At 63.3% G+C, this 24,700-nt stretch carries 24 protein-coding genes; 6 read left to right on the top strand and 18 right to left on the bottom strand.

What is annotated here, in order from left to right; translation table 11 throughout:
• Positions 1 to 145: 145 nt before the first annotated feature.
• The 5 genes from purF to purL form a co-directional block, all read right to left on the bottom strand.
• Positions 146 to 1,723 (bottom strand): amidophosphoribosyltransferase, encoded by a 1,578-nt coding sequence (purF, locus tag FEZ59_RS08990; RefSeq protein ID WP_003940541.1) that lies wholly within the window; start codon positions 1,721 to 1,723, stop codon positions 146 to 148.
• A gap of 126 nt (positions 1,724 to 1,849) precedes the next feature.
• Positions 1,850 to 2,239 carry a sterol carrier family protein gene (locus tag FEZ59_RS08995; RefSeq protein ID WP_003939745.1) on the bottom strand — a complete coding sequence of 130 codons (390 nt, stop codon included), beginning with the start codon at positions 2,237 to 2,239 and terminating at the stop codon, positions 1,850 to 1,852.
• Positions 2,239 to 2,895: a CPBP family intramembrane glutamic endopeptidase gene (locus tag FEZ59_RS09000; RefSeq protein WP_134999096.1), complete on the bottom strand. Its 657-nt coding sequence runs from the start codon at positions 2,893 to 2,895 to the stop codon at positions 2,239 to 2,241. The genes FEZ59_RS08995 and FEZ59_RS09000 overlap by 1 nt, the downstream gene beginning before the upstream one ends.
• Complete coding sequence (locus FEZ59_RS09005) at positions 2,892 to 4,676, bottom strand: alpha/beta hydrolase (protein ID WP_134999095.1); 1,785 nt, start codon at positions 4,674 to 4,676, stop codon at positions 2,892 to 2,894. Before FEZ59_RS09005 ends, FEZ59_RS09000 begins: the two co-directional genes overlap by 4 nt.
• A 3-nt stretch (positions 4,677 to 4,679) precedes the next feature.
• The gene (purL, locus tag FEZ59_RS09010) at positions 4,680 to 6,968 is read right to left on the bottom strand and encodes a phosphoribosylformylglycinamidine synthase subunit PurL (protein ID WP_019745104.1); all 2,289 of its coding nucleotides are present in this window, start codon (positions 6,966 to 6,968) and stop codon (positions 4,680 to 4,682) included.
• A gap of 250 nt (positions 6,969 to 7,218) precedes the next feature.
• On the opposite strand from purL, the gene FEZ59_RS09015 reads away from it, so the two are divergent.
• On the top strand, positions 7,219 to 8,196 hold the full coding sequence (locus FEZ59_RS09015) for a Dyp-type peroxidase (RefSeq protein WP_021332102.1): 978 nt from the start codon (positions 7,219 to 7,221) through the stop codon (positions 8,194 to 8,196).
• An 11-nt stretch (positions 8,197 to 8,207) separates the two neighbouring features.
• Here FEZ59_RS09015 and FEZ59_RS09020 read toward each other — a convergent pair whose 3' ends face one another.
• Together FEZ59_RS09020 and FEZ59_RS09025 are read right to left on the bottom strand one after the other, a co-directional pair.
• Positions 8,208 to 9,500: a M18 family aminopeptidase gene (locus FEZ59_RS09020; RefSeq protein ID WP_029256132.1), complete on the bottom strand. Its 1,293-nt coding sequence runs from the start codon at positions 9,498 to 9,500 to the stop codon at positions 8,208 to 8,210.
• A gap of 88 nt (positions 9,501 to 9,588) precedes the next feature.
• The gene (locus FEZ59_RS09025) at positions 9,589 to 9,942 is read right to left on the bottom strand and encodes a VOC family protein (RefSeq protein WP_020970627.1); all 354 of its coding nucleotides are present in this window, start codon (positions 9,940 to 9,942) and stop codon (positions 9,589 to 9,591) included.
• Positions 9,943 to 10,009: 67 nt separating this feature from the next.
• Here FEZ59_RS09025 and FEZ59_RS09030 point away from each other — a divergent pair, with 67 nt between their 5' ends.
• Positions 10,010 to 10,615 carry a hypothetical protein gene (locus FEZ59_RS09030; RefSeq protein WP_047889833.1) on the top strand — a complete coding sequence of 202 codons (606 nt, stop codon included), beginning with the start codon at positions 10,010 to 10,012 and terminating at the stop codon, positions 10,613 to 10,615.
• A 12-nt stretch (positions 10,616 to 10,627) separates the two neighbouring features.
• Here FEZ59_RS09030 and FEZ59_RS09035 read toward each other — a convergent pair whose 3' ends face one another.
• The 3 genes from FEZ59_RS09035 to FEZ59_RS09045 form a co-directional block, all read right to left on the bottom strand.
• Complete coding sequence (locus FEZ59_RS09035; protein ID WP_070796070.1) at positions 10,628 to 11,224, bottom strand: CatB-related O-acetyltransferase; 597 nt, start codon at positions 11,222 to 11,224, stop codon at positions 10,628 to 10,630.
• 126 nt (positions 11,225 to 11,350) lie between these two features.
• Complete coding sequence (locus tag FEZ59_RS09040) at positions 11,351 to 12,580, bottom strand: acyl-CoA dehydrogenase family protein (RefSeq protein ID WP_007733810.1); 1,230 nt, start codon at positions 12,578 to 12,580, stop codon at positions 11,351 to 11,353.
• Positions 12,581 to 12,671: 91 nt separating this feature from the next.
• On the bottom strand, positions 12,672 to 13,973 hold the full coding sequence (locus FEZ59_RS09045; RefSeq protein ID WP_134999093.1) for an alpha/beta hydrolase-fold protein: 1,302 nt from the start codon (positions 13,971 to 13,973) through the stop codon (positions 12,672 to 12,674).
• Between the two features lie 86 nt (positions 13,974 to 14,059).
• Here FEZ59_RS09045 and FEZ59_RS09050 point away from each other — a divergent pair, with 86 nt between their 5' ends.
• The gene (locus FEZ59_RS09050) at positions 14,060 to 14,671 is read left to right on the top strand and encodes a phosphoribosylanthranilate isomerase (protein WP_134999092.1); all 612 of its coding nucleotides are present in this window, start codon (positions 14,060 to 14,062) and stop codon (positions 14,669 to 14,671) included.
• On the opposite strand, the gene FEZ59_RS09055 is transcribed toward FEZ59_RS09050, so the two are convergent.
• Complete coding sequence (locus FEZ59_RS09055) at positions 14,659 to 15,585, bottom strand: hypothetical protein (RefSeq protein WP_134999091.1); 927 nt, start codon at positions 15,583 to 15,585, stop codon at positions 14,659 to 14,661. The genes FEZ59_RS09050 and FEZ59_RS09055 overlap by 13 nt on opposite strands.
• Before the next feature lie 213 nt (positions 15,586 to 15,798).
• On the opposite strand from FEZ59_RS09055, the gene FEZ59_RS09060 reads away from it, so the two are divergent.
• Positions 15,799 to 16,572: an SDR family oxidoreductase gene (locus FEZ59_RS09060; RefSeq protein WP_134999090.1), complete on the top strand. Its 774-nt coding sequence runs from the start codon at positions 15,799 to 15,801 to the stop codon at positions 16,570 to 16,572.
• A 32-nt stretch (positions 16,573 to 16,604) separates the two neighbouring features.
• Here FEZ59_RS09060 and FEZ59_RS09065 read toward each other — a convergent pair whose 3' ends face one another.
• Positions 16,605 to 17,036 (bottom strand): nuclear transport factor 2 family protein, encoded by a 432-nt coding sequence (locus FEZ59_RS09065; RefSeq protein WP_046379194.1) that lies wholly within the window; start codon positions 17,034 to 17,036, stop codon positions 16,605 to 16,607.
• A complete protein-coding gene (locus FEZ59_RS09070) occupies positions 17,033 to 17,956 on the bottom strand; it encodes an alpha/beta hydrolase (RefSeq protein WP_019745115.1) in 924 nt (307 codons plus the stop codon). Before FEZ59_RS09070 ends, FEZ59_RS09065 begins: the two co-directional genes overlap by 4 nt.
• A gap of 111 nt (positions 17,957 to 18,067) precedes the next feature.
• On the opposite strand from FEZ59_RS09070, the gene FEZ59_RS09075 reads away from it, so the two are divergent.
• A complete protein-coding gene (locus FEZ59_RS09075) occupies positions 18,068 to 19,069 on the top strand; it encodes an NADP-dependent oxidoreductase (RefSeq protein WP_020908948.1) in 1,002 nt (333 codons plus the stop codon).
• A 54-nt stretch (positions 19,070 to 19,123) separates the two neighbouring features.
• Here FEZ59_RS09075 and FEZ59_RS09080 read toward each other — a convergent pair whose 3' ends face one another.
• Together FEZ59_RS09080 and FEZ59_RS09085 are read right to left on the bottom strand one after the other, a co-directional pair.
• On the bottom strand, positions 19,124 to 20,272 hold the full coding sequence (locus FEZ59_RS09080) for a CoA transferase (protein WP_084324880.1): 1,149 nt from the start codon (positions 20,270 to 20,272) through the stop codon (positions 19,124 to 19,126).
• Positions 20,269 to 21,441 (bottom strand): acyl-CoA dehydrogenase family protein, encoded by a 1,173-nt coding sequence (locus FEZ59_RS09085; protein ID WP_046380332.1) that lies wholly within the window; start codon positions 21,439 to 21,441, stop codon positions 20,269 to 20,271. Before FEZ59_RS09085 ends, FEZ59_RS09080 begins: the two co-directional genes overlap by 4 nt.
• Positions 21,442 to 21,600: 159 nt before the next feature.
• On the opposite strand from FEZ59_RS09085, the gene FEZ59_RS09090 reads away from it, so the two are divergent.
• Positions 21,601 to 22,671, top strand: a complete 1,071-nt coding sequence (locus FEZ59_RS09090; RefSeq protein WP_020970637.1) for a LacI family DNA-binding transcriptional regulator — start codon at positions 21,601 to 21,603, stop codon at positions 22,669 to 22,671.
• A 4-nt stretch (positions 22,672 to 22,675) separates the two neighbouring features.
• On the opposite strand, the gene FEZ59_RS09095 is transcribed toward FEZ59_RS09090, so the two are convergent.
• From FEZ59_RS09095 to FEZ59_RS09105, 3 genes are read right to left on the bottom strand one after another with little or no spacing between them, the layout of a single operon-like run.
• The gene (locus tag FEZ59_RS09095) at positions 22,676 to 23,227 is read right to left on the bottom strand and encodes an SRPBCC family protein (RefSeq protein WP_029256137.1); all 552 of its coding nucleotides are present in this window, start codon (positions 23,225 to 23,227) and stop codon (positions 22,676 to 22,678) included.
• Positions 23,228 to 23,277: 50 nt separating this feature from the next.
• Complete coding sequence (locus FEZ59_RS09100) at positions 23,278 to 23,925, bottom strand: alpha/beta fold hydrolase (protein ID WP_113682487.1); 648 nt, start codon at positions 23,923 to 23,925, stop codon at positions 23,278 to 23,280.
• The gene (locus FEZ59_RS09105) at positions 23,922 to 24,686 is read right to left on the bottom strand and encodes an MBL fold metallo-hydrolase (RefSeq protein WP_080909541.1); all 765 of its coding nucleotides are present in this window, start codon (positions 24,684 to 24,686) and stop codon (positions 23,922 to 23,924) included. Before FEZ59_RS09105 ends, FEZ59_RS09100 begins: the two co-directional genes overlap by 4 nt.
• Positions 24,687 to 24,700 lie beyond the last annotated feature (14 nt).

Genomic DNA, 24,700 nt, shown 5'->3' on the forward strand with positions numbered 1-24,700 from the left:
GCGCCACGGAGGGCACTATGCCAGATGCTCACGACGTATGCCGTGTCGTCGAACGGAAAGTCGTGGAACAGAAAATCTGCCGCCCACATGTTGTGGACGGCAGATTCTCGGCTATCGATTTTCGGCGCTTAGCAGCTTTCGGTGTTCAGGGGCGGCTGAGCGCGCTCGCGTTGTCGTTGTCGCGAGTGGCCGTCGAACCTGCGGTGCTCTCGAGCATCCCCTCGAGGACGTTCTTGCCGATCGAGGTTTCCTTGGGAAGCGCGATCGGGTAGGTCCCGTCGAAGCACGCGGCGCACAGACGGCTGGCCGGCTGCTCGGTCGCGGCGATCATGCCTTCGGTGGAGATGTATCCGAGCGTGTCCGCTCCGATGGAACGTCGCACACCGTCGAGCATTTCCTCGAACGTCGCATCCTGTCCGCCTGCGCCGTTGGCAATCAATTCGGCCGGTGAGGCGAAGTCGATGCCGTAGAAGCAGGGCCACTTGACCGGCGGCGAGGCGATACGGACGTGAATTTCGAGGGCGCCGGCTTCGCGGAGCATCCGGATGAGCGCACGCTGAGTGTTACCGCGGACGATCGAATCGTCCACCACCACAAGCCGCTTGCCGCGGATGACTTCCTTGAGCGGGTTGAGCTTGAGCCTGATACCGAGCTGACGGATCGTCTGCGACGGCTGGATGAAGGTACGGCCGACGTAAGCGTTCTTCATCAAACCCTGGCCGTAAGGAATGCCCGAACCCTGGGCATACCCGACGGCGGCGGGGGTGCCGGACTCGGGAACGGGGATGACCAGGTCGCCTTCGGCGGGGTGCTCGCTGGCGAGCAGACGGCCGATCTCGACGCGGGTCGAGTGGACCGAACGGCCACCGATGACGCTGTCGGGACGCGCGAGGTAGACGTACTCGAAGACACAACCCTTGGGAGTCGGGTTCGCGAAACGCGAGGAGCGGACGCCGTCTGCGTCGATCGCGAGTAGCTCACCGGGCTCGATGTCGCGAACGAACGACGCGCCGACGATGTCGAGGGCTGCGGTCTCGCTGGCGACTACCCAACCGCGGTCGAGTCGACCGAGGCAGAGCGGGCGGATGCCGTGTGGATCGCGCGCTGCGTACAGCGTGTGCTCGTCCATGAAGGTGAGGCAGAACGCGCCCTCCAACGTGGGAAGCAATTCCATCGCGGCCTGTTCGATGGTGCTGTCGCCGGCAGCGTGTGCCAGGAGACCACCGATGAGGTCGGAGTCGGAAGTCGCGGCATTGGGGCGCTTGTCGTTGACCAGGCCGGCTGCACGGGTGCGGCTCGCGAGTTCAGCGGTGTTGACCAGGTTGCCGTTGTGGCCGAGCGCGATGCCGGTACCGGCAGTGGTCGTACGGAAGATGGGCTGCGCGTTCTCCCACGTCGTGGAACCGGTGGTGGAGTAACGGCAATGTCCGACGGCGACATGTCCCGGCATCGCTGCGAGAGTCTGCTCGTCGAATACCTGGCTGACCAGGCCGAGATCCTTGAACACCAACACCTGGGAGCCGTCGGCTACCGCAATGCCGGCAGCTTCTTGACCACGGTGCTGAAGTGCGTACAGGCCGTAATAAGTGAGCTTCGCCACATCCTCTCCCGGCGCCCAGACGCCGAATACACCGCATTCTTCGCGGGGCTCGTTCTCGTCCTCGTCGGACGGGTTCGAAGCGAGGAGATTTGGACTGTTGACCGACAGATCGGCACGAGTCACCGGGCGCTCCCTTTGTGGGCAGGGGTTGGGGGGCATCCACAGTCTACGGCCATTTTGGGACACACTTCCCCTGAGGGCAGCCTTGGGCCTCAGATCACGCCGAAGCGAACCGGATGGTCTCTGTCACTACGCCAACCGGAGCAGTGGGAGCCAGTGCGCAATTTCGGGGGCGCGGCTACCTGATGCGTCGACTCGTCCGTCACCTGCGGCCTCGGAGAACTCGAGCAGTCCGGTGACCATCTGCAACCACGTGCGAGCGTCCGTCTCGACGACGTTGGGCGGGGTTCCGCGCGTATGACGTGGACCTTCGATGCATTGCACTGCGACAAACGGCGGCACGCGCACCTCGACGCTCGATCCGGGGGCGATCTGTTCGAGAGTGCGCGCACTCATCTTCACTGCGGCGCCGAGTTCAGCGCGAGAAGGCTTCGGAAGTTCCGGATCGCGAAGCCACGGGCCGACAGCCAGGACGGCGGCACGGAATTCGGCGGGGTCGACGGCGCGGCGGGGCGGCATCAGTTCACTCCTTGTCTTCGAGTAGCGATACGAACGGCAAGTGCGCCACCGGCATTGGTCGCGAGGTGCAGCAATGCCGGTGCGAGGACGCTGCCACCCCTGCGATGCAGCCACTCGAACAGCAGTGCCGACGCGCCGGTGAATGCCACTGCAGCGGGAACGTTGTCGCCGGCACCGCGGGCGGGGGCGACGTGCCACAACCCGAAAGTCAGTGCATGAACAGCCTGCGCGGTGGGACGGTTCAGCTCACGATTCCAGACTGCGGACATCGCGCTACGGAACAACAGTTCCTCGGAAAGCACCGTGCCGAAGGGGATGTGCAAGATGATCCATTCGAGGAAGTCCTCACGGCCGTCTGCTCGCTCGTCGGCAGCGAGTGTCGCACGCAAGGACGGGACAACCAGAGCGACGCTGTAGCCGGTGAGGACCGCCCCGGCCGCGGCTCCGCCGAACTGGGCACCACCACGAATTCCGGTGTGTGCCAATCCGAGTTCCTCGAGGGTGTAACCACGTGCGAGTAAGACTCCGATGGCCGACAGACCGGCCGCGGTGTTGACCACGGCGCGAGCGCGAGGCGAAAGACCGAATGCCGGAAGCACGACGTTGCTCCAGGTGATCGCGGCGGCGGAGAGCGCGATCGAGGCGACTCTCTTCACTTCTCGGGGCCCTCGGATTTCACGGCGACAACCAACGCCGACCGCACCCGCTCGGTTTCTGCGGCCGTCCATCCCTCGGGCTGGGCGACGCTGATCCAGGCGTCCAGAACGGAGGTTCCGTAATTGTGACCGTGACCGTCCGGAACTCCCGCGGCGTTACCGAGGTCTGCGGACACCTGCCAGAACGTCACGACCGGGAACCATTTCATCGACGGTGAGCGGTCGAATCCCGGTACTTCCTTGAGCCACTCGGGCCGGTTGAACATGAGGTCGGGTGACCACCACACCACCGGATCGGAAGGATGCTGGACAAACAGAACTCGCGGCTGCGGCCACGTCATACCGTCGGTCGGAATGTCTTCGGAGCGATCCGCGAACCGGACTCCGGCCAGACCGTCCGCGTACACGGGCGCCACTTCGGGAGTGCCGGGATCGCGCCTCTTCTCGATCGAACGCCACAACTGCGTCGCGTTCGGTGGACCTACCCACAGAATTCCGTCGGCGGTATCGCGCGCCACTTGCAGTGTGTCGAATGCCCCCGCGCCGGCCATGACGCCGAGGCTCTCGCCGTAGACCATGAACTTCGGTCTGGTGGCTTCCGGTTCCTGAAGCCATCTTTCGTGTACCCGCTCGATCAACAGGCGACCGGCAGCTTGCGCCTTCTCCTGGTCTGCGAGGAACGAGATCCAACTCGGCAGGTACGAGTACTGGCTGGCGACAAGAGCAGTGTCGCCGCCGTGTACAAGCTCGATTGCCTGTGCCGCAGTGGGATTGACCCACCCCGTACCTGTCGTCGGAATGACCACAAGGACCTTGCGTTGGAAGGCGCCGGTTCGCTCCAGTTCCTTGATGACCAGATCCATGCGCTCTTCGGAATCTTCGGCGCTTTCGAGTCCGGCATACACGCGAATCGGATCCATCGCAGGCTTACCGGTTGCCGCTTCGAGTTCCTGGGCGTCCAGTCCACGCGAGACGAAGTTTCGTCCCTCGAACCCCAATGTGTCCCAGGGAGCAGCAGATTCGGGGCTACCCGATTTCATCGGATCCTGCGGTTCGACGACGCCGTCGCGAGTGGTCGAGTTCTGCAGACTGAAGATCGAGTTGGTCGCGGCATAGATTCCGCGGACCAGAACGCCGTCGACCAACATGAAGAACAGGACGGTGACAACCAGGACGCCGACACCATTGGCCACAGACCGCGACCAGTGGAACCGCCGCATCAACTGTCGGGCAATCAGTTTCACCAGATCGTGGAGGACCCGCCAGATCGAGATGAGCAGGCCGCCGATGAAGAGGCTCAATCCGAGGGTTCGGATGTAGCCGGAGGTGGTCGTGCCTTCGGCGTCGGTCAGCGCCGCAATTTCGCGTTGCCACCCGGCGGCGTAGACCAGCATGATGATCGCCGCGACGATGGATGCGACCGGTACGAAGACCTTGATCGCGGAAGGCACCGGCTCGGGCAGGGGCCACCACCGTCGACCGCTGAGCAGGTATCGCTCCACAGCCCAACCGATCGCGGTGCCGACGCCGTAGCCGATGGCCGAGTTGATGCCGCCGATCAGACCCTGGAAGAGCCAATCGCGCGGCAGCAACGACGGCGTCAGAGACCAGCAGAAGAAGAACGCGGCAAACGCGATGCCGGTGAAGTCGAGTTTGAGGAGCCCCCACGCCCACTCGGTGAAGCGGTTGTCGAACTTCTCGAGAGATGCGGGAACAGCCAGCCGCAGGTGGTGTTCCTGCGGCTGGCTGTCAGAAGAAGTCAGTTCTCCGGAATCGACCATCTATCACCCGAACAGTGCGGGCAGCGTTCCCTCGAAGGCCTCACGGAGCTTGGCCATCGTGACGGAGAAGTGTCCCTGGACCTCGACGGAGTCGCTGCCCTCGTCGACGACTCCGATACGCGTCCACGGCAAGCCGCGAGCGGTGCACATACCGGTGAAGCGGGTCTCCTCGGTGCGAGGAACCGCAACCAGGACGCGTCCGGACGATTCCGAGAACAGGGTCACGAACGGATCTGCGCCCTCGGGAATCAGGATGCGGCAACCGGTTTCGCCGGCCAGCGCGGCTTCGACGACAGCCTGGGCCAGTCCACCCTCGGAGAGGTCGTGAGCTGCGGTGACCAGTCCGTCACGCGAGGAGGCGAGCAGGATGTCCGCAAGCAGCTGCTCACGGGCGAGGTCGACCTTCGGCGGCACGCCACCGAGGTGACCGTGCTCGACCTGCGACCAGATGGAGCCGTCGAACTCGTCGTGGGTGTCGCCGAGCAGGATCAGCGTCTCGCCAGGCTCGAGTCCGAGGCCCGTCGGGATACGGCGGTGAACGTCGTCGATCACACCGAGGACGGCAACCACCGGCGTCGGCAGGATGGCCGTGGATCCGGTCTGGTTGTAGAAGCTGACGTTGCCGCCGGTGACGGGGATGCCGAGGGTGGCGCAACCGTCGGCGAGGCCGCGAACAGCCTGCTGGAACTGCCACATGACACCCGGGTCCTCGGGCGAACCGAAGTTCAGGCAGTTGGAGACGGCCTTGGGCGTTGCGCCCGTGACTGCCACGTTGCGGAAAGCCTCGGCCAATGCGAGCTGCGCACCGGTGTACGGATCGAGCGCGGTGTAGCGGCCCGAAGCGTCGGTGGACAGTGCGATTCCGCGTCCGGTCTTCTCGTCGATGCGGATGACACCGCCGTCGGCGTTCTCGGCCAGGACGGTGTTACCGCGGACGTAGCGGTCGTACTGCTCGGTGATCCACTTGCGGCTGCACAGGGCAGGCGAGGCGATCATCTTCAGCAGGGTCGCTTCGAGCTCGGCGTCGGTTTCGGGACGCTTCAGTCCGGCGGTCGTGTTCGCGATCAACGCGTCCTGGCTTGCCGGGCGCTCGACGGGACGGTTGTAGACCGGGCCTTCGTGAGCGACGGTGCGCGGGGGAACGTCGACGACGGTCTCGCCGTGCCAGGAGATGGTGAGGTGCTCACCGTCGGTGACCTCGCCGATGTCGGTGGCCAGGACGTCCCACTTCTTGCAGACCTCCATGAACGCATCGACGTTCTCGGGCGTGACCACGGCGCACATGCGCTCCTGCGATTCGCTCGAGAGCACCTCGGCCGGGGTCATGCCGGTGGCGCGCATCGGAACCTTCTCGAGGTTGATGTGCATGCCGCCGTCACCCGCTGCAGCCAACTCGGAGGTGGCGCAGGACAGTCCGGCGCCGCCGAGGTCCTGGATACCGACGACGAGGCCGGCCTTGTAGAGGTCGAGACAGCACTCGATGAGCACCTTCTCGGTGAACGGGTCGCCGACCTGAACCGCGGGCAGCTTCTTACGTCCGCCGGTGTCTCCACCCTCGTCGTCGAACGTCGCCGACGCGAGGACCGAGACGCCGCCGATGCCGTCGAGACCGGTGCGTGCGCCGAACAGGATGATCTTGTTGCCTGCACCCGAAGCGAAGGCCAGATGCAGATCCTCGACGCGCATGACGCCGGCTGCCAGTGCGTTGACCAGCGGGTTACCGGCATAGGACTCGTCGAAGACCGTCTCGCCGCCGATGTTCGGCAGGCCGAGGGAGTTTCCGTATCCACCGACACCGCGCACGACACCGTCGACGACGCGACGGGTATCGGGGGCGTCAGCAGCACCGAACCGAAGCTGATCCATGACGGCGATCGGACGCGCACCCATGGCCATGATGTCGCGGACGATGCCGCCGACACCGGTTGCCGCACCCTGGTAGGGCTCGACGTACGACGGGTGGTTGTGGCTCTCGACCTTGAACGTGACTGCCCAGCCGTCACCGATGTCGACGACGCCGGCGTTCTCGCCGATTCCGGCCAGCATGTTGGCGCGCATCTCGTCGGTGGTGGTCTTGCCGAAGTATCCGAGGTGGACCTTCGAGGACTTGTACGAGCAGTGCTCGCTCCACATCACCGAGTACATCGCCAGTTCGGCGTCCGTGGGACGGCGGCCCAGGATCTCCTTGATGCGTGCGTATTCGTCGTCCTTGAGACCGAGCTCCTTGAACGGCTGAGCGGCATCGGGATCAGCCGATGCGTGCGTGACGGTATCGACCTGGTGAGCAGACACTGGAGAGTGGTCCCTTCCCTACGGGAGTCAAGAGGCAAGCCGGCGCGGAGCGGGACACCACGAATGTGCCCAACGAAAGAACGTGCCGGGGGACAGTCTATCGGTGTGGGCTGACGACTTCCGCAGACGGCAGCACCCGCAACACCTCCGGGCCTGCGAAGTATCGCCCGTCACACCCGCCCCGGTTTGGGTAATCCGGTCGGTTTTCTTAAGGTCAGGCCGGTTCATTCTTTCCCTCGAAAGGTCTCGCATGCCCCAGGATGTTCGTCAAGCCGACCTCACGGCACAGTCCCAGTCGGTGACCACTCCCCTCACTCCGGCTGCAATTTTCCTGGTCGCGACCGTGAATCCGGGTGGCGAGAACACCACACGAGAACTGCTCGCCGATGTCGCCGGTCTGCAGCGGGCTGTGGGGCTGCGTGTCCCTGGATCGGGTTTGGACGTCGTGACGAGCATCGGTTCGCTGGCCTGGGATCGACTGTTCGCCGGTCAGCGCCCTGCGCTGCTGCACCCGTTCACCGCTTTGCAGGGTGACGTTCACTCGGCGCCGTCGACTCCCGGTGATCTGCTCTTCCACATCCGCGCGATGAGTATGGACGCGTGTTTCGAGGTGGCTCGGCAGATCACGAAGCGACTGCACGGCGCGGCCACGGTGGTCGACGAGGTTCACGGCTTCCAGTACTTCGAGAACCGCGACCTCATCGGCTTCGTCGACGGCACCGAGAATCCGGTCGGCCGCGACGCCGTCGCCGCAGTGACGGTCGGCGACGAGGATCCTGCGTTCACCGGCGGCAGCTACGTCCATATCCAGCGCTACATCCACAAGATGCGCGATTGGGAAGCAATCACCGTCGACGAGCAGGAGCGTGTGATCGGGCGCAGCAAGCTCGAGGACATCGAGATGACGTCCGACGTGAAGCCGGCCAACTCGCACGTCGCGCTCAACGCGATCAAGGACGAGAACGGCAAGGCTCTCGAGATCCTGCGTGCCAACATGCCGTACGGGCGCCTCGGTGACGACGAGATCGGCACCTTTTTCATCGGCTACTGCCGCACGCCTGCGATCACCGAACGGATGCTGGAGAACATGTTTCTCGGCGACCCCCGCGGCAACTACGACCGACTACTCGACTTCTCGACGGCCGTGACGGGCTCGATGTTCTTCACACCGAGCGCCGACTTCTTCGAGGGTCTCCCGGCCGCACCCGCCGGGCTCTCGGCACTTTGACTACGCGACCTCTAACTTCGCGGCGTGAGGAAGGCACCGAGCGCGTCGGCATACATGCGGACGTCTGCCGCGCCCATCAACTCGCGGGCAGAGTGCATCGCGAGCTGGGGTGCGCCGACGTCGACGGTGGACAGTCCGGTCCGTGATGCCGTGATGGGTCCGATGGTGGAGCCGCACGGCAGATCGGCGCGGTGGACGTAGCGCTGCATCGGCACTCCCGCCTGATCGCACGCGAGCGCGAATTCGCCTGCACCGGCCGCATCGGTGGCGTATCGCAGGTTCTGGTTCACCTTGAGTACAGGCCCACCGTTGATCTCGATCCGATGAGCGGGCTCATGGCGGTCCGGGTAGTTGGGGTGCGTCGCGTGAGCCATGTCGCCCGACGCACACACCGAGCCCGCCATCGCCTGCAGGAATTCTTCGCGGCCACCACCGCGCCCCAACACGATCCGTTCGAGCACGGTGTTCAGCAGATCTGAGAAAGCTCCACGGTCGGACATGCTGCCGACCTCTTCATGATCGAAGAGTGCGAGCACCGGGACCTGCTGACCAGGTGACTCGACTGCGGCCAGAAGTGCTTGTGTCCCTGCATAACACGTGCCCTGATTGTCCAGCCGAGGGGCGCTGACCAATTCCTTGTCCACCCCCACGACTGCGCTGGGCGCAAGATCGTGTGTCATCAATTCCCAGCCGAGAACCGACGACGCGGCTACACCCGCACGCTCGGCGACAAATCCGATGAACGACTTGGGTTTCGAACCCACTCCCCAGATTCCGTTGAGGTGCCGCTGCGGATCCAGCGTCACGCCCTTGCGATCTTCGGACAGGTGGATAGCCAACTGCGGAACACGCAGAATCGGGTCGTCGATGCGAACCAGCTTCTGCTCCACCGTGTTTCCCACCCGGACACTCAATCGGCCGGAGATACCGAGATCGCGGTCGAGCCAGGAGTTCAGCCACGCACCGCCATACGGTTCGAGGCCCACCATCTGCCACCCGGCCGAAGTGAGGTCGGGATGCTGTTTGACCCGCAGATTCGGGCTGTCGGTGTGACCTCCGACGATCCGGAACGGAGCGGCGTTTTCCACGCCCTCGGTGCTCCAGGCAATCAGCGAACCACCGCGCACGAGGAAGTACCGTCCGGGCTCGGCGGGCCACGACTGCGTTTCGTGGACTTCGACGAACCCACCGGCCGTCAGCTCGGTCGCCACCGTCGCGCACACATGGAACGGCGACGGTGACGAATCGACGAAGCTGCACAGGCCGACTGCGTCGGCCCCGGTCCGAGAAGTCTGAGAAGTCATGCCCCTCATCATGCCCGAATCGGTGCCCGCGAAATCAGTGGGCACGAAATCAGTGGGCGCGAATCGGGTGAGCTCAGAACCTGTCAGCTCAGGCGTGAGGACCGGACACGCAGAACTGGTTCCCATCAGGATCGAGGAGCGTCACCCAGCGGAAACCGTCCATGTTCTCCCGGTGGTGCTCGGTTGCTCCGGCCTCGACGAGCCGCGCCACCTCGGCGTCGAGATCCGGACTCCCCAAATCGAGATGGATGCGATTCTTGCCGGCAGTGGGGTCCGGGACCTTCTGGAATGCGAAGTTGGTGGCGCTGTCAGGGACCGCGACGATGTAGAACCAACCGTCGTTCTCCTCGACGATGTTTCCGCCCAACTGCGCCGCCCACCACGTTGCGAGCGGACCGGGATCGAGACTGTCGAAAGTGATCATGCCGAGTGTGAGAGTCATGCGCACAAGCTAATGCAAGCCACCGACAAAGAGTCTCGATCTCGGGCTGAGATGAGACGATCCTCGAATGCGACTCACTACGCTTCGCAACCGCGTTGCAGAACCACTCTTCGCAGTTTTCATCGCGACCGGATTACTCCTGAGCGTCCTCGGAGTGCTCGCCTGGCGATTTGCCACGCCATCCACGCGGACAGAACATATCGGCATCCAACCTCCACCACCGCCGCCGATAGAGGACGGCAAGACGGGGTACATGTGGGTGATCGACGGCTACAGCTACTCCGACGCACCACATTGGTTCCCCGCGGCCGCTTGGTTCCTGATGGTCGGAACGGCTGTCGCCGTTGTCGTCTCGGCGATACTGAACGCGACGGGATGGCGACTGGCCCGCGACGCGCACGGTAGAAAATTTGCTCTTCCGCTTGCCCTTTCAGCTTTCGGCGCAGCCTACGGACTCGCGGTTGCCGTTGTCGGACGAATCTGGCCGCCCACCTTCTATTCGGTGGTCCTTCCCGAACCGCGCGACCCTCAGAACCCCTACCCGGCATCGGCCGTTATCCACTTCGACCTCGAGCCGAACCTGATCACCTTCACCGCAACAGGTCTTGCCGTCGGCCTTCTCGCGGCCGCCCTGCTTTATGTCCGGAACTACTCGCTCACACGAACGAACTAGCGGGCGCGGAGATCACTCGACCGCTTCGAGTTCCGCGACACTACCGTCCGAGATCACTCGGACGTGGCGGGTGATCTTCTCGATCGGCCAGTCCCACCACGCAATTCGCACCAACTTCTCGATGTCTTCAGCGCTGAAGCGGCGCTTGATCTCCATCGCCGGGTTGCCGCCGACAATTGCGTAGTCCGGGACGTCGCGCGTTACGACGGCGCCGGTGGACACGATCGACCCATGGCCGATCCGGACACCGGGCATGACTGTCACGTTCCCGCCGAACCACACGTCGTTCCCCACGACGGTGTCACCGCGCGACGGCAAATCCTGCACCAAATCCATGTGCCGGGCCCAATCGCCGCCCATGATCGGGAACGGGTAAGTGGAGACACCGTTCATACGATGGTTTGCGCCGTTCATGATGAAGGTGACACCGGTGGCCAGGGCGCAGAACTTTCCGATCACCAGTTTGTCGGGACCGTAGTGATGCAACACGTTTCGAGTCTCGAACTCTTCGGCGAACTCCGGATCGTCGTAGTAGGTGTACTCCCCTACCTCGATCAACGGGTTGTCGATCAACGGCTTCAGCAACACCACTCGTGGTTGCCCGGCCATCGGATGAACATTTGTGGGATCTGGCGCGTTCACTGCTTACTCCGATCCGCCGGCGCGGTGTCGCCGACCGCAGCAAGACTATCCGGTTCCTGCTGCGGTCGACCGACCAGCGAAAACGTTCCGGTGTCAGCCCAGGAGGCCCTTGGCGATATGGGTGACCTGAATTTCGTTGCTGCCCGCATAGATCATGAGCGACTTGGCATCACGCGCCAACTGCTCGACTCGGTATTCGGCCATGTAGCCGTTTCCACCGAACAGCTGTACGGCTTCCATCGCGACCTCGGTCGCTGCGCGCGACGAGTACAGCTTCATCGCCGACGCCTCCGCCAGGCTCACTTTGTCTCCGGCCGCGGTGCGCTCGATCGCGTTGAAGACCATGTTCTGCACGTTGATTCGAGCGACCTCCATCTCGGCGAGCTTGAGCTGGATGAGCTGGAACTGCCCGATCTCACGTCCCCACAGTTTGCGGGACTTCGCGTATTCGATGCTCAGACGGTGACATTCGTTGATGATGCCCAGCGAGAGCGACGCGATGCCGATGCGTTCGGCGGCAAAGCTCTCCTTGGCGCTGGACTTTCCGTCGGACTTTCCGCTGTCCTCGGTTTCGCCGAGCAGACGATCCTTGGTGATGCGGACGTTGTCGAAGAACAGCTCACCGGTGGGCGAGGAGTTCATTCCCATCTTCTTGAACGGCGGGCTCTGCGTGAGCCCCTCCATGCCCTTGTCGAGGATGAAGGCGAGCACCTTGCGGTCACGACGATCAACCGAAGCGTCCCCTTCGTCGAGCTTTGCGTAGACGATCATCACGTCGGCGTACGGACCGTTGGTGATGAAGGTCTTGTTGCCGTTGAGGATGTAGTCGTCACCGTCGCGGCGTACGTAGGACTTCATACCGCCGAAGGCATCCGAGCCGGAGTCCGGTTCGGTGATCGCCCATGCACCGACGGTTTCGAATGTCACCAAGCCGGGGAGCCAGCGTTCCTTCTGCGCGAGTGTGCCGCGGCTACGGATAGTTCCGGCGGCCAATCCGAGGCTGACGCCCAACGACGCGACAAGACCGAGGCTGACGCCGGCCAATTCGCTGTTGAGCACAACGCCCATGCTGCCGGCGCCACTGAAGGCGCTCGACTTCTCACCGTCACCGGACGGAGCATCGCCGCGCTCGCGTGCGAGCGACTTCTCGAGGCCCTCGCGTGCCATGTCGGCCAGACCGAAGGTCGAGTACAGCTTGCGAATGATGTCGAACGGCGGCAGCGCACCACTTTCGAGCTCGTCGACGTGAGGTCGCACCTCTTTGTCGATAAAGCCCCGCAAGGCGTCGCGGAACATCAGGTCGGTGTCGGACCACTCGTACATGTGCCTGAACTCCAGTCGGTGAACGATCGAGAGACTGCCGAACGGCAGCCACACACCGAATATAGAACACGTTCCAAAACCGGAACAGGATTCAGCTGATCAGTCCCATTCGCTGCGAGATCCACGTCAGCTCCTGCTCGACGCCGGCCGACCACACCGAAAAGCTGTGACCACCGGGAAGCTCGAGATACCTGGCGTCCATTCCGGCCGCTTTGGCCGCTTCGTACACCTTTTGCTGGCCGGGCTTGAACTCGTTGTCATCTGTTCCGACCACGAACACTCCGCCCGAGTTCGGGAACTTCCGGGTCGCCAGCAGGTCCATCGGATTCACCTTCACGAATGCCGCCTCGTCGCCGCCGAATATCTCGTCGACGGTTCGCTGTCGGTCACCGAGCGAGGGCTCCAACTGACCGGAGAGATCGAGGAACGTCGGATACACGTCGGGGTAGTTGGTAGCCATCTGCAGCGAGCAGGTACCGCCGTAAGAGAGTCCGCCGATGGCCCACGCCCTCGGGTTCGTGTCGATCTGGAACGCATTCGCCACTGCAGCGGGCAAGTCCTTTGCCAGGTACGTGCCGACCTTGCCCTGCGACGAGTCGGTGCACAGCGGATTGGCCATCTGCGAACCTGTTCCATCGGCTATCACGACGACCGGAGCCAACCCCTCGTGATCCCGGGCAAAAGCATCCATTGTCGCGGTGAGCTTTCCGCCCTGGAGCCAGTCCTCGGGCTTGCCAGGCTGACCGGCCATGAGCACGAGCACGGGAAGAAGTGGACGCGGATTAGTGAAGTACGACGGCGGCAGATACACCTGGGCATCGCGCGCGGAGAATCCCGAAATCGTTCCGGGAACAGGCAAAGTCGTGACTCGTCCGCGAATCGGCATGCCTTCCGGCGCTTTCCACACCGTGTCGGTGGGATCGCCGGTGACAACAGGATCCGTCGGACCGGGAACTTCGCTGAGTGAAATGCGGTCGAAATCGTCGTGTCCGAAGGCAATTCCCACTGTCGGGTAGGCAGCAAAGACCAGATTGATCTGCGTCGCGGCGGTGACGATGACCAGCAAAGTCGCAACCACAGACAGCGCCGCCTTGGCTACGGTTCCGCCCGCTTTGATTCGCGGTCCGAGAAGTAGCACCGCGTAGATACCGATACCGATCCACACGTAGATCGACATCTCGATGGGATCCGGGAACGGCACGATCACCTTTTCGACGGTGATCCAGACGGCGATCATGATCACCAGTGCGATCAGCCCCGCGATCGGTACCGCTCTGCGGTAGTACCAGCGGACGTTCGAACCGAGCAGCCACACACCACCCAGGACCCCGAGCACAGTCAGGATCACCGGCAGTGGTCCCGAGATCAAACTGATTCGGTAGAGCCAGTCCACGTCAAGCCTCTCGCACGTAGAAATGTCGCACGCACGAGGCTAGACGACGACGCTGGTACGGCGACGACGCTAGTACTGTGTATCAGGTGACATTCATCAAGGTCTGTGGGCTGCGGGACGCTGACACGGTCGACCTCGCGGTGGGCCTGGGCGTCGACGCCATCGGTTTCGTCTTCGCCGAGAGCGTCCGCAAAGTCGACCCCGCACTCGCAGTCGATCTTCTTGCACGAATCCCCGAACACATCCGGGCAATCGGAGTATTTCTCGGGAACCCGATCGATCAGGTCCTCGAGATCGCCGAGATCACCGGTCTTCGTACCGTGCAGATTCACGATCTGGTCGACGCCGAGCAAGTGCAGCGGCTGCACGACGCCGGCCTCACTGTCATCCGCGCTGTTGTCTCCAGCAACGTCCGCGACGGTTACAACCTCGACCTCGGTGAGGACGAGCTCCTGATCGACGGCGCCGACGCCGGATCCGGGGTGCCGTGGAACTGGGCACAACAGCAATCGCGCCCCCAAGGCCAGTGGATCCTGGCGGGCGGACTGTCCCCGGAGAACGTCCGTGACGCGCTGGATGCCACCGGTGCCTGGGGCGTCGATGTCTCCAGCGGCGTCGAGTCTTCCCGCGGCGTCAAGGACCACGCTTTGATCGAGAAGTTCGTCAGCGCTGTCCGGCAGACCGATCACTCGAAATAGGACGCATAGTCACTGAAGGCGACTTGGCCGGTGGGACTGGACTTCACGGCGTCGGCAACGGCAGGCGGAATGGGAGCCCAGTGCGCAGGCATGGCCGCCGCCAGTGACGGCTTCAAGATGTAGAGCAGTGCGAAGTTCACTATCCAGAGCGGCGGCGCCATCGACATGCCGACTTCCGAACTCACATCGCCTTTGGTGTTGGTCACCAGCTGCGCTGCTCCCGAAATCTGTTGCGCTGCAAATCCGTAGACTGCCTGCACCGTGTATGCCGACTGATAGAGCGCAATCAGAGTGTGCGTTGCACCGTTGTTGCGCAACCAGGTGCCCACGAAACCGCCAGGGGCGATCAGCGTATTCACCTGTCGCGTCGGCGCATCCGCGTTGGCCGGACTCTCCAGCAATCCGTCGGGATTCACGTACAACCCGTAACTGGCCAGAACCGACGGCGAAGTGCCGGAATAGAGGGGCCGCCCGTTCGTATTGGTGAGAATCCGAGCGCATTCGTCGATCACCTCGGCATCCTCGAGATTGCCACCGATCCCACCGCCGGTCATGAGGTCGCGATACTGCTCCTCGGTCAAAGCGTCGGCTGGCTCGAGTCCGATCTGCGCGGCAATCTCTTCCGCAGTCTGCTGACCGAGTGGCTGGTTGAGTTGATCTGGAGTAGTCATCTGCGTGGGCGCGACGCTCTCGTAGACCGGTGCCCCGGCAAAAGGGATCACGAACCCGGTATCGACATTCTCTGTAACCGGTTGAGCGCCGGCCATCTGCGTGGTGGCAAACGAAAGTACGCACACCCCAAGCAAAGCCAGAACCGAGACGGTCCCGCGATGAGACCTTGCTCGGTGAGATTCTTGTCCACGTCTACAGCCCTCGCCTGAGAAAGCCTTGCCTGCAATTCCATTGCCGCGCATAGGTCAACCTCCCGGGACACAGTCCGGCGAATCAACTCGAGCTTGCATCTCAGTCAAACGCTGTGACCAGCGCCGTGTCAAGACACTGGTCAGGTCGAGGCACCTACGGCGACAGCTCGCTCGATACAGTCGACAGCTCGCCCGCTACAGTGATGCTTCCAACTGAAGTGACCTCACCCCATTTGAATTGCAGGACATCTCTGGAGGCGAGCAATGTCTGACAGGCGCGGGACCGTGTTGATCACCGGCGTCGGCCGGAGCAAGTCGATCGGAGCAAGCCTCGCATTGGGTCTAGCCGAGGATGGTTGGGATCTGACGATCGGCTACTGGGCGCCTTATGACGAACGCGTCGGGTTCGTCCGCGGAGCGCACGATCCGCAGGACGTTGCCGAGAAGTGTCGCGCACTCGGGAGCCGTGTCGACCTGGTTCCCGGAGATCTGGCCTCGCCGGATGCGGCTGCACAGCTCGTTGACGCTGCCGCATCGCGGAATGACCTTCGTGGGCTGGTTCTCTCGCATTGCGAAAGCGTCGACAGCTCGATCCTCGATACCACCGTCGAGAGCTGGGAACGACATTTCGCCGTCAACGCCCGCGCCTCTTGGCTGCTGATCAAAGCGTTCGCTGAACGCCTTCCGGAGCAACGCGACGTCAGTCAGGTGACTGGGCGGATCATCGCACTCACCAGCGACCATGCGGCCCATAATCTTCCGTACGGGGCCAGCAAGGGCGCTCTCGACCGCATCGTCATCGCCGCCGCAGTCGAACTGGGATCACGCGGCGTAAGGGCAAACGTCATCAACCCAGGACCGATCGACACAGGATGGATGACACCGGAGATCAGACAGGCCGCAACCCTCCAGACCCCTGCCGGCCGGCTGGGTACTCCCGGCGACACTGCAGACCTCGTTCGATTTCTGATGTCCGACGCCGGAGGCTGGATAACAGGACAACTCCTTCACTCCAACGGTGGATTCCGCACCAGCTGAGCAGGCAGACTGGGCCCGCGCCCGGACTCAGGTCAGGCCTTGTAGGTCGGTAGCGTCTGCCCGAGCCTGCGGCCCATCTCGGCAGCCAATGCGGCGAGCCCGCTGGCCGGACGCACCATGACCTCGAAATCGACGATCTTGCCGTCCTCGTCGAATTCGACCATGTCGATTCCCTTGAGGCTCTTGTCTCCGATGTTCGCACTGAATTCGAGAACGACCTGCCGACCGTTGGCTCCGGCGAACTGACGGTGGTACTCGAAATTCTCGAACACCTGGATCACCGTATTGAGAATGAGCACAACGGCATCCGCGGACTGGTACGGCTTGAATCCGGTGGGCGATCGGAACTGCGCGTCGGGCGCGACAATGGTCGGTAGTGCCGACAGGTCACCGGTTTCGATCATGGTGTGCCACAACTGCAGTGCAGCTTCAACTTTCGGTTCGAGAGTCAATTCCGTGCTCATGCTTCTACCCTTTCCTCGATGTTACCTGCCGCTTGATTTACCGGCACTTGACTTGCGACGGCCCACGCACTCAACACAGTTCGCACCCCGGTCACGAGTTGCAACGGCTGATCGATCATGACGTGATGGCCGGCTTCGGGAATCTCCGCCACGATGGCCTCCGGTCCGAACAGTCCACGCATGTGCTCCATGAGTCGATCGGACACGATACCGTTCTCAGCTCGGAAATAGGCTACGCGGCAACGTGGTTCACTGTCGAGAACATCTTCGGCGCCAACTCGGAGAAAGAAGTTCGGATCGAATTTCCATGACCAACCGCCATCAACTTCCTCCATGGACGTGGCTGCCACATGGTCACGCACCGCAGGCAGTCCCGAATCCTGGGGCGGAACGAAGCGGAATCGACCCATCGCGTCTTCCCTGGTGGGATAAACTTTCTTGGGGCCGAACGCATTCTGGCGTCGAGCTGCCTCCTCTTCGGGCGTCCGCGCCTTGAGTGGCGAATCGATGATGACAACGCCGTCCAACAGTTCGCCGTGCAGATGCGAGGCCACGAAGGAAACAATCCCACCCATACTGTGCCCCACCAGAATCGGCTTGCCGTCGATTCCCCCGGCCTCGGCCGCCGCCAGCACCTCGCGAGCCCACTGGGATATCGCGTAGGCATCGCGAGTGTCACTGTCTCCGTGGCCCGTCAAATCGAGAGCGACGACGCGCCGCCCCTCGGCGAACTGCGGCGCGATGTGATCCCACCAGCGACTGTGGGCTGCGCCGCCGTGGATCAGCACAATTCCCGGCCCCGCCGACCCCCAAGCCCGAAAGTGCACCGAAGCGCCCTCGACCTCCACCGACCCCGTCTCGACCGGCGCTTCCAGCGCCCGAGTGAACCAACCAGGCGCGTCTTCGACGACATTGCTCATCGATCGAACATACATAGTCGTCAATCGGTTCATCCAACTCTTCCCAGTTCGTGATCCATCACCTATATTGAATCCGGCCTCAAGTTCAATTCGTTTCGCCGAAGGGGAGAGATGACCAACCGCCAAGTACGCCTCGCCGCCCGCCCGACAGGACTTCCCGACGCTTCCACCTGGGAATATGTCGACGCCGAGATCCCGTCCGCCGGGCCGGGTGAGTTTGTCGTCAAGGTCGAATACCTCTCCCTCGACCCCGCGATGCGCGGTTGGCTCAACGACGTCAAGTCGTACGTTCCGCCGGTCAAGCTCGGTTCCGTCATGCGCGCCCACGGCGTCGGACGCATCACCGAATCCCAACACCCCGATTACCAGGTCGGGGACATCGTGGCGGGATCGTTCGGCGCTTCCGAGTACGGAGTGTCCGACGGAACAGATGTGACCCGGGTCGACGAATCGATCGCTCCCCTACCGACCTGGCTCGGAGCTCTCGGATTCCCCGGCGTCACCGCATATTTCGGACTGCTCGACGTCGGAAAGCTGAAAGACGGTGACACCGTCGTCGTATCCGGTGCTGCGGGCGCGGTCGGCAGCCTGGTCGGTCAGATCGCAAAGCTCCACGGATGCAAGGTCATCGGCATCGCCGGCGGTCCGGAGAAGTGCGCGTGGCTCACCGAGGACCTCGGCTTCGATGTCGCCATCGACTACAAGAACGAATCCGTCTACAAGGCGCTCAAGTCCAACGCTCCCGACGGTATCGACGTGTACTTCGACAACGTCGGCGGAGAAATTCTCGACGCTGCTCTCTCCCGTTTGCGCCTGGGCGCTCGGGTGGTCATCTGCGGCGCCATCGCGGGTTACAACGCCACCGAGCCTCAGCCAGGCCCCGCGCACTACCTGTCACTTCTCGTCAATCGGGCCACGATGGCCGGCTTCGTGGTCTTCGACTACCTCGATCGCTACGCAGAAGCGCAGGAGCAGATCGGAAAGTGGATCAAGAGTGGCGAATTGACTGCCCGCGAGCACGTCGTCGACGGGGGTATCGACGCGTTCGGCGACAGCCTCAACCTTCTCTTCGCCGGTGCGAACACCGGAAAGCTGGTCCTGAAGGTCATCTGAGTCACCCACACACGCAGATCGGCCACCGGTATTCCGGTGGCCGATTCGCTTGGGTCAACTGACTCCCGACGGAGTGGGAACGCTGTCCTCCCCCAACCGCGGCGGGGCCGACCGATAGGTTGCCGGCGTGCCGCTCATCCGAATCGGATTGGCTACCTGGCGGGTCGGTGCATCGCGACGCGGGTCGTCGATGGACACCACCGGATCGAGATTCAGTCGCTCCGCCAGCGCTATCGCGTCGGCGATGTCGTTGAGAGGTCCACACGGGACACCTCGCTCGGTCAGCGCCTCGAACCACGAGTCTGCAGTGCCCTTGGCCAACGCAGCAGTGACGGCATCGAACAACTCTTCTCGATGCGCGACCCGATCCCGGTTCGAGATGAACCGCACATCCGCGGCAAGTTCGGGAACTCCGAGAACCTCTGTCAACGAACCGAATTGCCGGTCATTGCCGACAGCGAGGACCAGCGGACGGTCCGCGGTGTCGAACACCTCATATGGTGCGATGCTCGGATGTCGATTGCCCATTGCCTGAGGCACCACGCCCGCGGCAACATAGCCGGACGACTGGTTGGCGAGCGCGGAGAGCAACGAGGACAACAGATTGACCTCGACGTGCTGTCCTTCGCCCGTTCGATCGCGATGGCGCAGCGCTGCAAGGATTCCCACGCTGGCGTGTAGGCCCGTGATGACGTCGACCACCGCGACGCCGACCTTGGTGGGAGTCTTGGAATCGGGGCCGGTGATACTCATCAATCCGCCCACCGCCTGGATCAACAGGTCGTATCCCGGCAAAGAGTTGTTGCCACCGAAGCCGCTGATCGAGCAGTAGACCGCACGCGGATTCATTTCTCGCACAGAGTCGTAACCCAATCCCAGCCGGTCCATCGTTCCCGGCAGGAAGTTCTGAACCACTACATCCGCGCCGCGAACCAACTTACGCGCACTCTCCAGATCCTCCTGCTCGCGCAGATCCAGAGTGACCGACTTCTTGTTGCGGTTCACCGACAGGAAGTAACTCGACTCGTCCCCGACCCATGGCGGACCCCAACTACGAGTGTCGTCGCCGACACCCGGACGTTCGATCTTGACTACCTCCGCGCCGAGGTCGGCGAGAATCATCGTGGCGTACGGGCCGGCGAGGACGCGACCGAAATCCGCGATCACCAGCCCGTCGAGTGCTCCGACAGCGTCGACCGTCACCGGAACGCTTCTTCACCGGTGAGAGCGCGACCGATCACGAGCTGGTGAACCTCGGAGGTGCCCTCGTAGGTGAGAACGGATTCGAGGTTGTTGGCGTGGCGAATCACGGGGTACTCGAGCGTGATGCCGTTGGCGCCCAAAATGGTGCGGCATTCACGGGCGATCTTGATGGCCTCGCGGACATTGTTGAGCTTGCCGGTACTGACCTGCTCGGGGCGAACCGTCCCGGCGTCCTTGAGGCGTCCGAGGTGGATGGCGAGCAACTGCCCCTTGCCCAATTCGACTGCCATGTCGGCGATCTTGGCCTGGGTGATCTGGTACGCGGCGAGCGACTTGTCGAAGACCTTGCGATCACGCGCGTAGGAAATCGCGGTCTCGAGGCAGTCACGTGCGGCACCCATCGCGCCGAAGATGATGCCGAAGCGTGCCTCGTTGAGGCAGCCGAGGGGCCCGGAAAGTCCGCGTGCCTTGGGCAGCATCGCCGAGGCAGGAAGACGCACGTCCTCGAGCACCAGTTCCGAGGTGACCGACGCGCGCAGCGACATCTTGTTCTTGATCTCGGGGGCGGAGAATCCCGGAGTATCGGTGGGAACGACAAATCCGCGCACGCCGTCGTCTGTTCGCGCCCAGACCACGGCGACGTCCGCAATGGAGCCGTTGGTGATCCACATCTTGGTGCCGTTGAGGATCCAGTCGTCGCCGTCGCGCTTGGCGTTGGTTCGCATACCGCCGGGGTTGGATCCGAAATCGGGTTCCGTGAGACCGAAGCAGCCGATGGCTTCACCCGCCGCCATCCGGGGGAGCCATTCTTCCTTCTGCTCTTCACTTCCGTTGTGGTGGATCGCGAACATGGCCAGTGAGCCCTGGACCGAGACGAGGCTGCGAATGCCCGAATCGACAGCTTCGAGTTCCTGGCAGGCCAACCCGTACGCCGTGGCGCTCATTCCGGCACAGCCGTAGCCCTCGAGGTGCATGCCCAGAACGCCGAGCGCGCCCAGTTCCTTGGCCAGCTCACGCGCCGGCAGTGCTGCCGCTTCGAACCATTCACCTATGTGCGGGCGGATGCGATCGTCGACCATCTTGCGGACCGTGTCGCGGATCGCGATCTCCTCGGCGTCCAGCAGGGTGTCGATGGCAAAAAGCTCGGACAGGGACTGCGGCGTGGTCACAGGGCCTCCAGTGTTCTCGGGCGCAATCCTTTGCGAGAACGATTGCGCAATCGTTTGCATCGCCTAGAGTAGAGCCCGGTTGCACACCCGTCAATCCCCGGACGGCCAACCGACTCAGAACCAGCTCAGAACCGACGCACACCAGGAGCCCCGACGCAGATGACGCCCGATCCGTCGAACCGCAGCAACGGCCGTCCGCCAACGCTGCGCGAAATCGCCGACCAGGCCGGGGTCCACATCTCGACGGCGTCGCGGGTCCTCCGTCAGCCCGAGCCCGCCGACGGTTGGTCCGACTCCGCACTCCGAGTTCGTCAGGTTGCCGAGGAACTCGGTTACCAACCGAACCTGTGGGCGGCCAGCCTGCGTACCCGCAAGACCACCACCATCGGCGTCGTGATGCCGAGGCTGACGGACGTCGTGGTGGCCACGATGTTCCAAGGCATCGAGGAAGCCGCCACCGCAGCCGGGTACTCCGTCCTTCTCTCCAGCCCACCCGACGATCTGGACGCGCAGCGCAAAGCGGTCGAGTTCCTGGTCAGCCGACAGGTCGACGGTCTCATGCTGAGCAGCATCCACCTGCCGGGTACCGATTTCGTCGACTCGCTCCCCCTGCGCTCACTCCCGATCCTGCTGCTGAACCGGCACATCGACTCGGCGACGTCGTCTCCGAACCGAGGTCTTCCCTTTGTCAGCGGCGACGACCGCCTCGGCGGCTACCTCGCGGGGAAGCATCTTCTGGACTGCGGCTATCGCGATCTCGGAGTGATCGCGGGGCCGGATCACGCCAGCACGTCGCGGGAACGCGTCGCGGGTTTCCGCGATGCCCTGACCGAAGCCGGTCTGGAACTGCCGCCGAACCGAATAGTGGCGTCCGAGTTCGAAGTTCAAGGGGGTGTCGATGCGGCGGCCACATTGCTCGGTGGGGATTCACGCCCCGACGCCGTCTTCACGGTGAGCGACACCATCGCGATCGGCGTACTCGGTGTGGCCCGTGATCTCGGGTTGAGCATTCCCGACGATCTTGCGCTGGTCGGCTACAACGACATTCCGGTTGTCTCGCAACTCCCGGTGCCCCTGACAACGGTGAGGTCCCCCGCCCGAAAGATCGGCGCGACCGGGCTCGAGCACCTACTCGCACTTATCTCCGGCAAGAACGTCGAATCCGTGAAACTTCCCGTCGAACTGATCGTGCGAGCCTCCACCAGAAAGCCTGCCAGTCGCAAACTCTGAGCAGCTACCAAACCTGAGATTCGTCGATGCCCAACTGTCGCGCGTAACCGGAGTTGAGTGCGTCCCAGCCGTACTCGCGCGCCCGTTCGCCCACGATCGGTCCGAAGGGCTCGCCTGCCAGAAGGGCATCGAGTACGTCGAAGCACAAATGCCATCCGGCAGCGAGTGCCGACGCCATCCCCTCGGCGCGCGACCTCTGTGTAAGTGCGACGCGGGTGCCGCCCTCGACCGAGGTCAGGTCCCACACCAATTCGTCCGGGCCCCACTCGTGTTCGAGCCGCCGAGTGGTCTCCACAACGTGAACGGTGACCGGCAGCGACATTTCGGGGGCACCGTCCTCGGTGAGCATGGTGATCACGGCGTCACCGGTACGGCTCAGATTCCGATCGGCGGTGTACGGCGTCCATTGCGCCAACATCTCCGGGTCGGTGATCGCCTCCCACACCTTCTCGACGGGATACGGCAGCACCCGAGGGAAGCTGACGACTGTGTCGTCCCCGTCGACGCTCACCGTGACGTCGGACAGGGCACTGGGCTGATACGGCTGGGCACTCATGATTCGATCTCACCAGGAACCACCGACACGGGCAACTGCCCGCTCGGCGTTCAGAACACGAACAAAGCCGATACGGCCGCGACTGTCGCCTCCACCACCGGAAATTTCACCACGGACAAGTCGTGTCGCGCTCCTTCGAACTCCACCAGACGTGTCGCGGCGGGAACCAGGTCGAGTGCTGCCTGTATCTCCTCCGTCGTCGCGAACTCGTCCTTCGATCCGTGGACGACAACGGCGGGTGTGTTCAGGTCGGGCAGGTGTTCGGTTCTGAGCTTCTCGGGCTTCTTCGGTGGATGCAGTGGATAGGACAGCAGGACCAGGCCGTCGACAAGTCCCGGGTTTTCCGCTGCCAGCATCGACGCCTGCCGACCGCCGTACGAATGTCCGCCGAGCAGAACGGGTCCGGGCACCGAGTAGTCCGAGCGAACAGCGGCAATCACCTCGGCAATGCCCGCACGATCCTCCGCAGCACGCGACGGATGCGGCGGCCCCGAAGCTCGACGCACCCGAAACGCGAGATCGAAGCGCAGAACTTGCACTCCTGCTGCAGCAAAGCCGTCGGCGACAGCACGCAACAGCACAGTGTCGCAATTACTTCCGGCGCCGTGGGTCAATGCCAGGGTTGCGACGGGCACTGACTCGGGGCGGTGCAGGAAACCGTGCACCGCGCCTTCGTCGACCGTTTCGACAGTACTCATGGACGCATCCTTGTCCGGCCCGCTCGGGCCTGTTCGACTGCGGCAGCCAAGCTGCCTTCGTAGACCGGCCCGTGTCCGGGAAACAGCGCGCCGGCGGGCGCAGCGGCAATATTGTCCAACGCCTGGTCCGTCGCTCCACGGTCATGGTTGAAGGGGCACACCAGAAATTGTGGTCCGGCGACGCTCGACGTCGCATGTCCGGTCACCAGAGCGTCACCCGACGCGATGACTCCTGCCTCGGGGACAAGGTAAGCGCTGTGGCCGTCGGTATGCCCGTGGGTAGGAATCGGTACGATCCGACCGGGAACGTCCAGCGCACCACCTGCCGCAAAGGCCTGTGCGCGAGGCAGTTCCGCGCCTCTCAATGCGCCTGCTCCGATCACGTCGAGTAGCCACTTCGGAGCGCCTCGCCGCCACAACAGCAACGGAACTTTGGCCGGCGACAACTGCTGCAGGTACTCCCGCTTCGCGTGGGGCACTTCCAACGGATCCATCAGGACCGGAACCTGGAGCCGAGTCACGATGTCCGCGATTCCACCGATGTGATCGACATGCGCGTGAGTGACGAGGATTGCCCGAACATCCCCGAGCTGGTGACCGATCTGCTCGATCGAGCGTTCGACGTCGGCGCCGTTGGCCGGGTATCCGCCGTCGATCAACGTCAGATCGGCCCCCTCTTCGACCAGGACCCAATTGGCGTGACCGCACCGAACCAGATGTGTGTTCTCGATCTGCGTGATCGACAGTGCCGCAGTAGTCATGCTTGGTAGTCTGC

Source organism: Rhodococcus sp. MS13 (assembly GCF_013277835.1).
Taxonomy (GTDB): domain Bacteria; phylum Actinomycetota; class Actinomycetes; order Mycobacteriales; family Mycobacteriaceae; genus Rhodococcus_F; species Rhodococcus_F erythropolis.

Excerpts from the sequence above, each read along its gene's own strand:
- FEZ59_RS09015 (WP_021332102.1), top strand. The coding sequence starts at position 7,219 with ATGCCCCAGGATGTTCGTCAAGCCGACCTCACGGCACAGTCCCAGTCG.
- FEZ59_RS09105 (WP_080909541.1), bottom strand. The coding sequence starts at position 24,686 with ATGACTACTGCGGCACTGTCGATCACGCAGATCGAGAACACACATCTG.
- FEZ59_RS09070 (WP_019745115.1), bottom strand. The coding sequence starts at position 17,956 with ATGAGCAATGTCGTCGAAGACGCGCCTGGTTGGTTCACTCGGGCGCTG.
- FEZ59_RS09060 (WP_134999090.1), top strand. The coding sequence starts at position 15,799 with ATGTCTGACAGGCGCGGGACCGTGTTGATCACCGGCGTCGGCCGGAGC.
- FEZ59_RS09020 (WP_029256132.1), bottom strand. The coding sequence starts at position 9,500 with ATGACTTCTCAGACTTCTCGGACCGGGGCCGACGCAGTCGGCCTGTGC.
- FEZ59_RS09005 (WP_134999095.1), bottom strand. The coding sequence starts at position 4,676 with ATGGTCGATTCCGGAGAACTGACTTCTTCTGACAGCCAGCCGCAGGAA.
- FEZ59_RS09030 (WP_047889833.1), top strand. The coding sequence starts at position 10,010 with ATGCGACTCACTACGCTTCGCAACCGCGTTGCAGAACCACTCTTCGCA.
- FEZ59_RS09040 (WP_007733810.1), bottom strand. The coding sequence starts at position 12,580 with ATGTACGAGTGGTCCGACACCGACCTGATGTTCCGCGACGCCTTGCGG.
- FEZ59_RS09090 (WP_020970637.1), top strand. The coding sequence starts at position 21,601 with ATGACGCCCGATCCGTCGAACCGCAGCAACGGCCGTCCGCCAACGCTG.
- FEZ59_RS09065 (WP_046379194.1), bottom strand. The coding sequence starts at position 17,036 with ATGAGCACGGAATTGACTCTCGAACCGAAAGTTGAAGCTGCACTGCAG.
- FEZ59_RS09095 (WP_029256137.1), bottom strand. The coding sequence starts at position 23,227 with ATGAGTGCCCAGCCGTATCAGCCCAGTGCCCTGTCCGACGTCACGGTG.
- FEZ59_RS09055 (WP_134999091.1), bottom strand. The coding sequence starts at position 15,585 with ATGCGCGGCAATGGAATTGCAGGCAAGGCTTTCTCAGGCGAGGGCTGT.
- FEZ59_RS09075 (WP_020908948.1), top strand. The coding sequence starts at position 18,068 with ATGACCAACCGCCAAGTACGCCTCGCCGCCCGCCCGACAGGACTTCCC.
- FEZ59_RS09025 (WP_020970627.1), bottom strand. The coding sequence starts at position 9,942 with ATGACTCTCACACTCGGCATGATCACTTTCGACAGTCTCGATCCCGGT.
- FEZ59_RS09035 (WP_070796070.1), bottom strand. The coding sequence starts at position 11,224 with ATGGCCGGGCAACCACGAGTGGTGTTGCTGAAGCCGTTGATCGACAAC.
- FEZ59_RS09100 (WP_113682487.1), bottom strand. The coding sequence starts at position 23,925 with ATGAGTACTGTCGAAACGGTCGACGAAGGCGCGGTGCACGGTTTCCTG.
- FEZ59_RS08995 (WP_003939745.1), bottom strand. The coding sequence starts at position 2,239 with ATGCCGCCCCGCCGCGCCGTCGACCCCGCCGAATTCCGTGCCGCCGTC.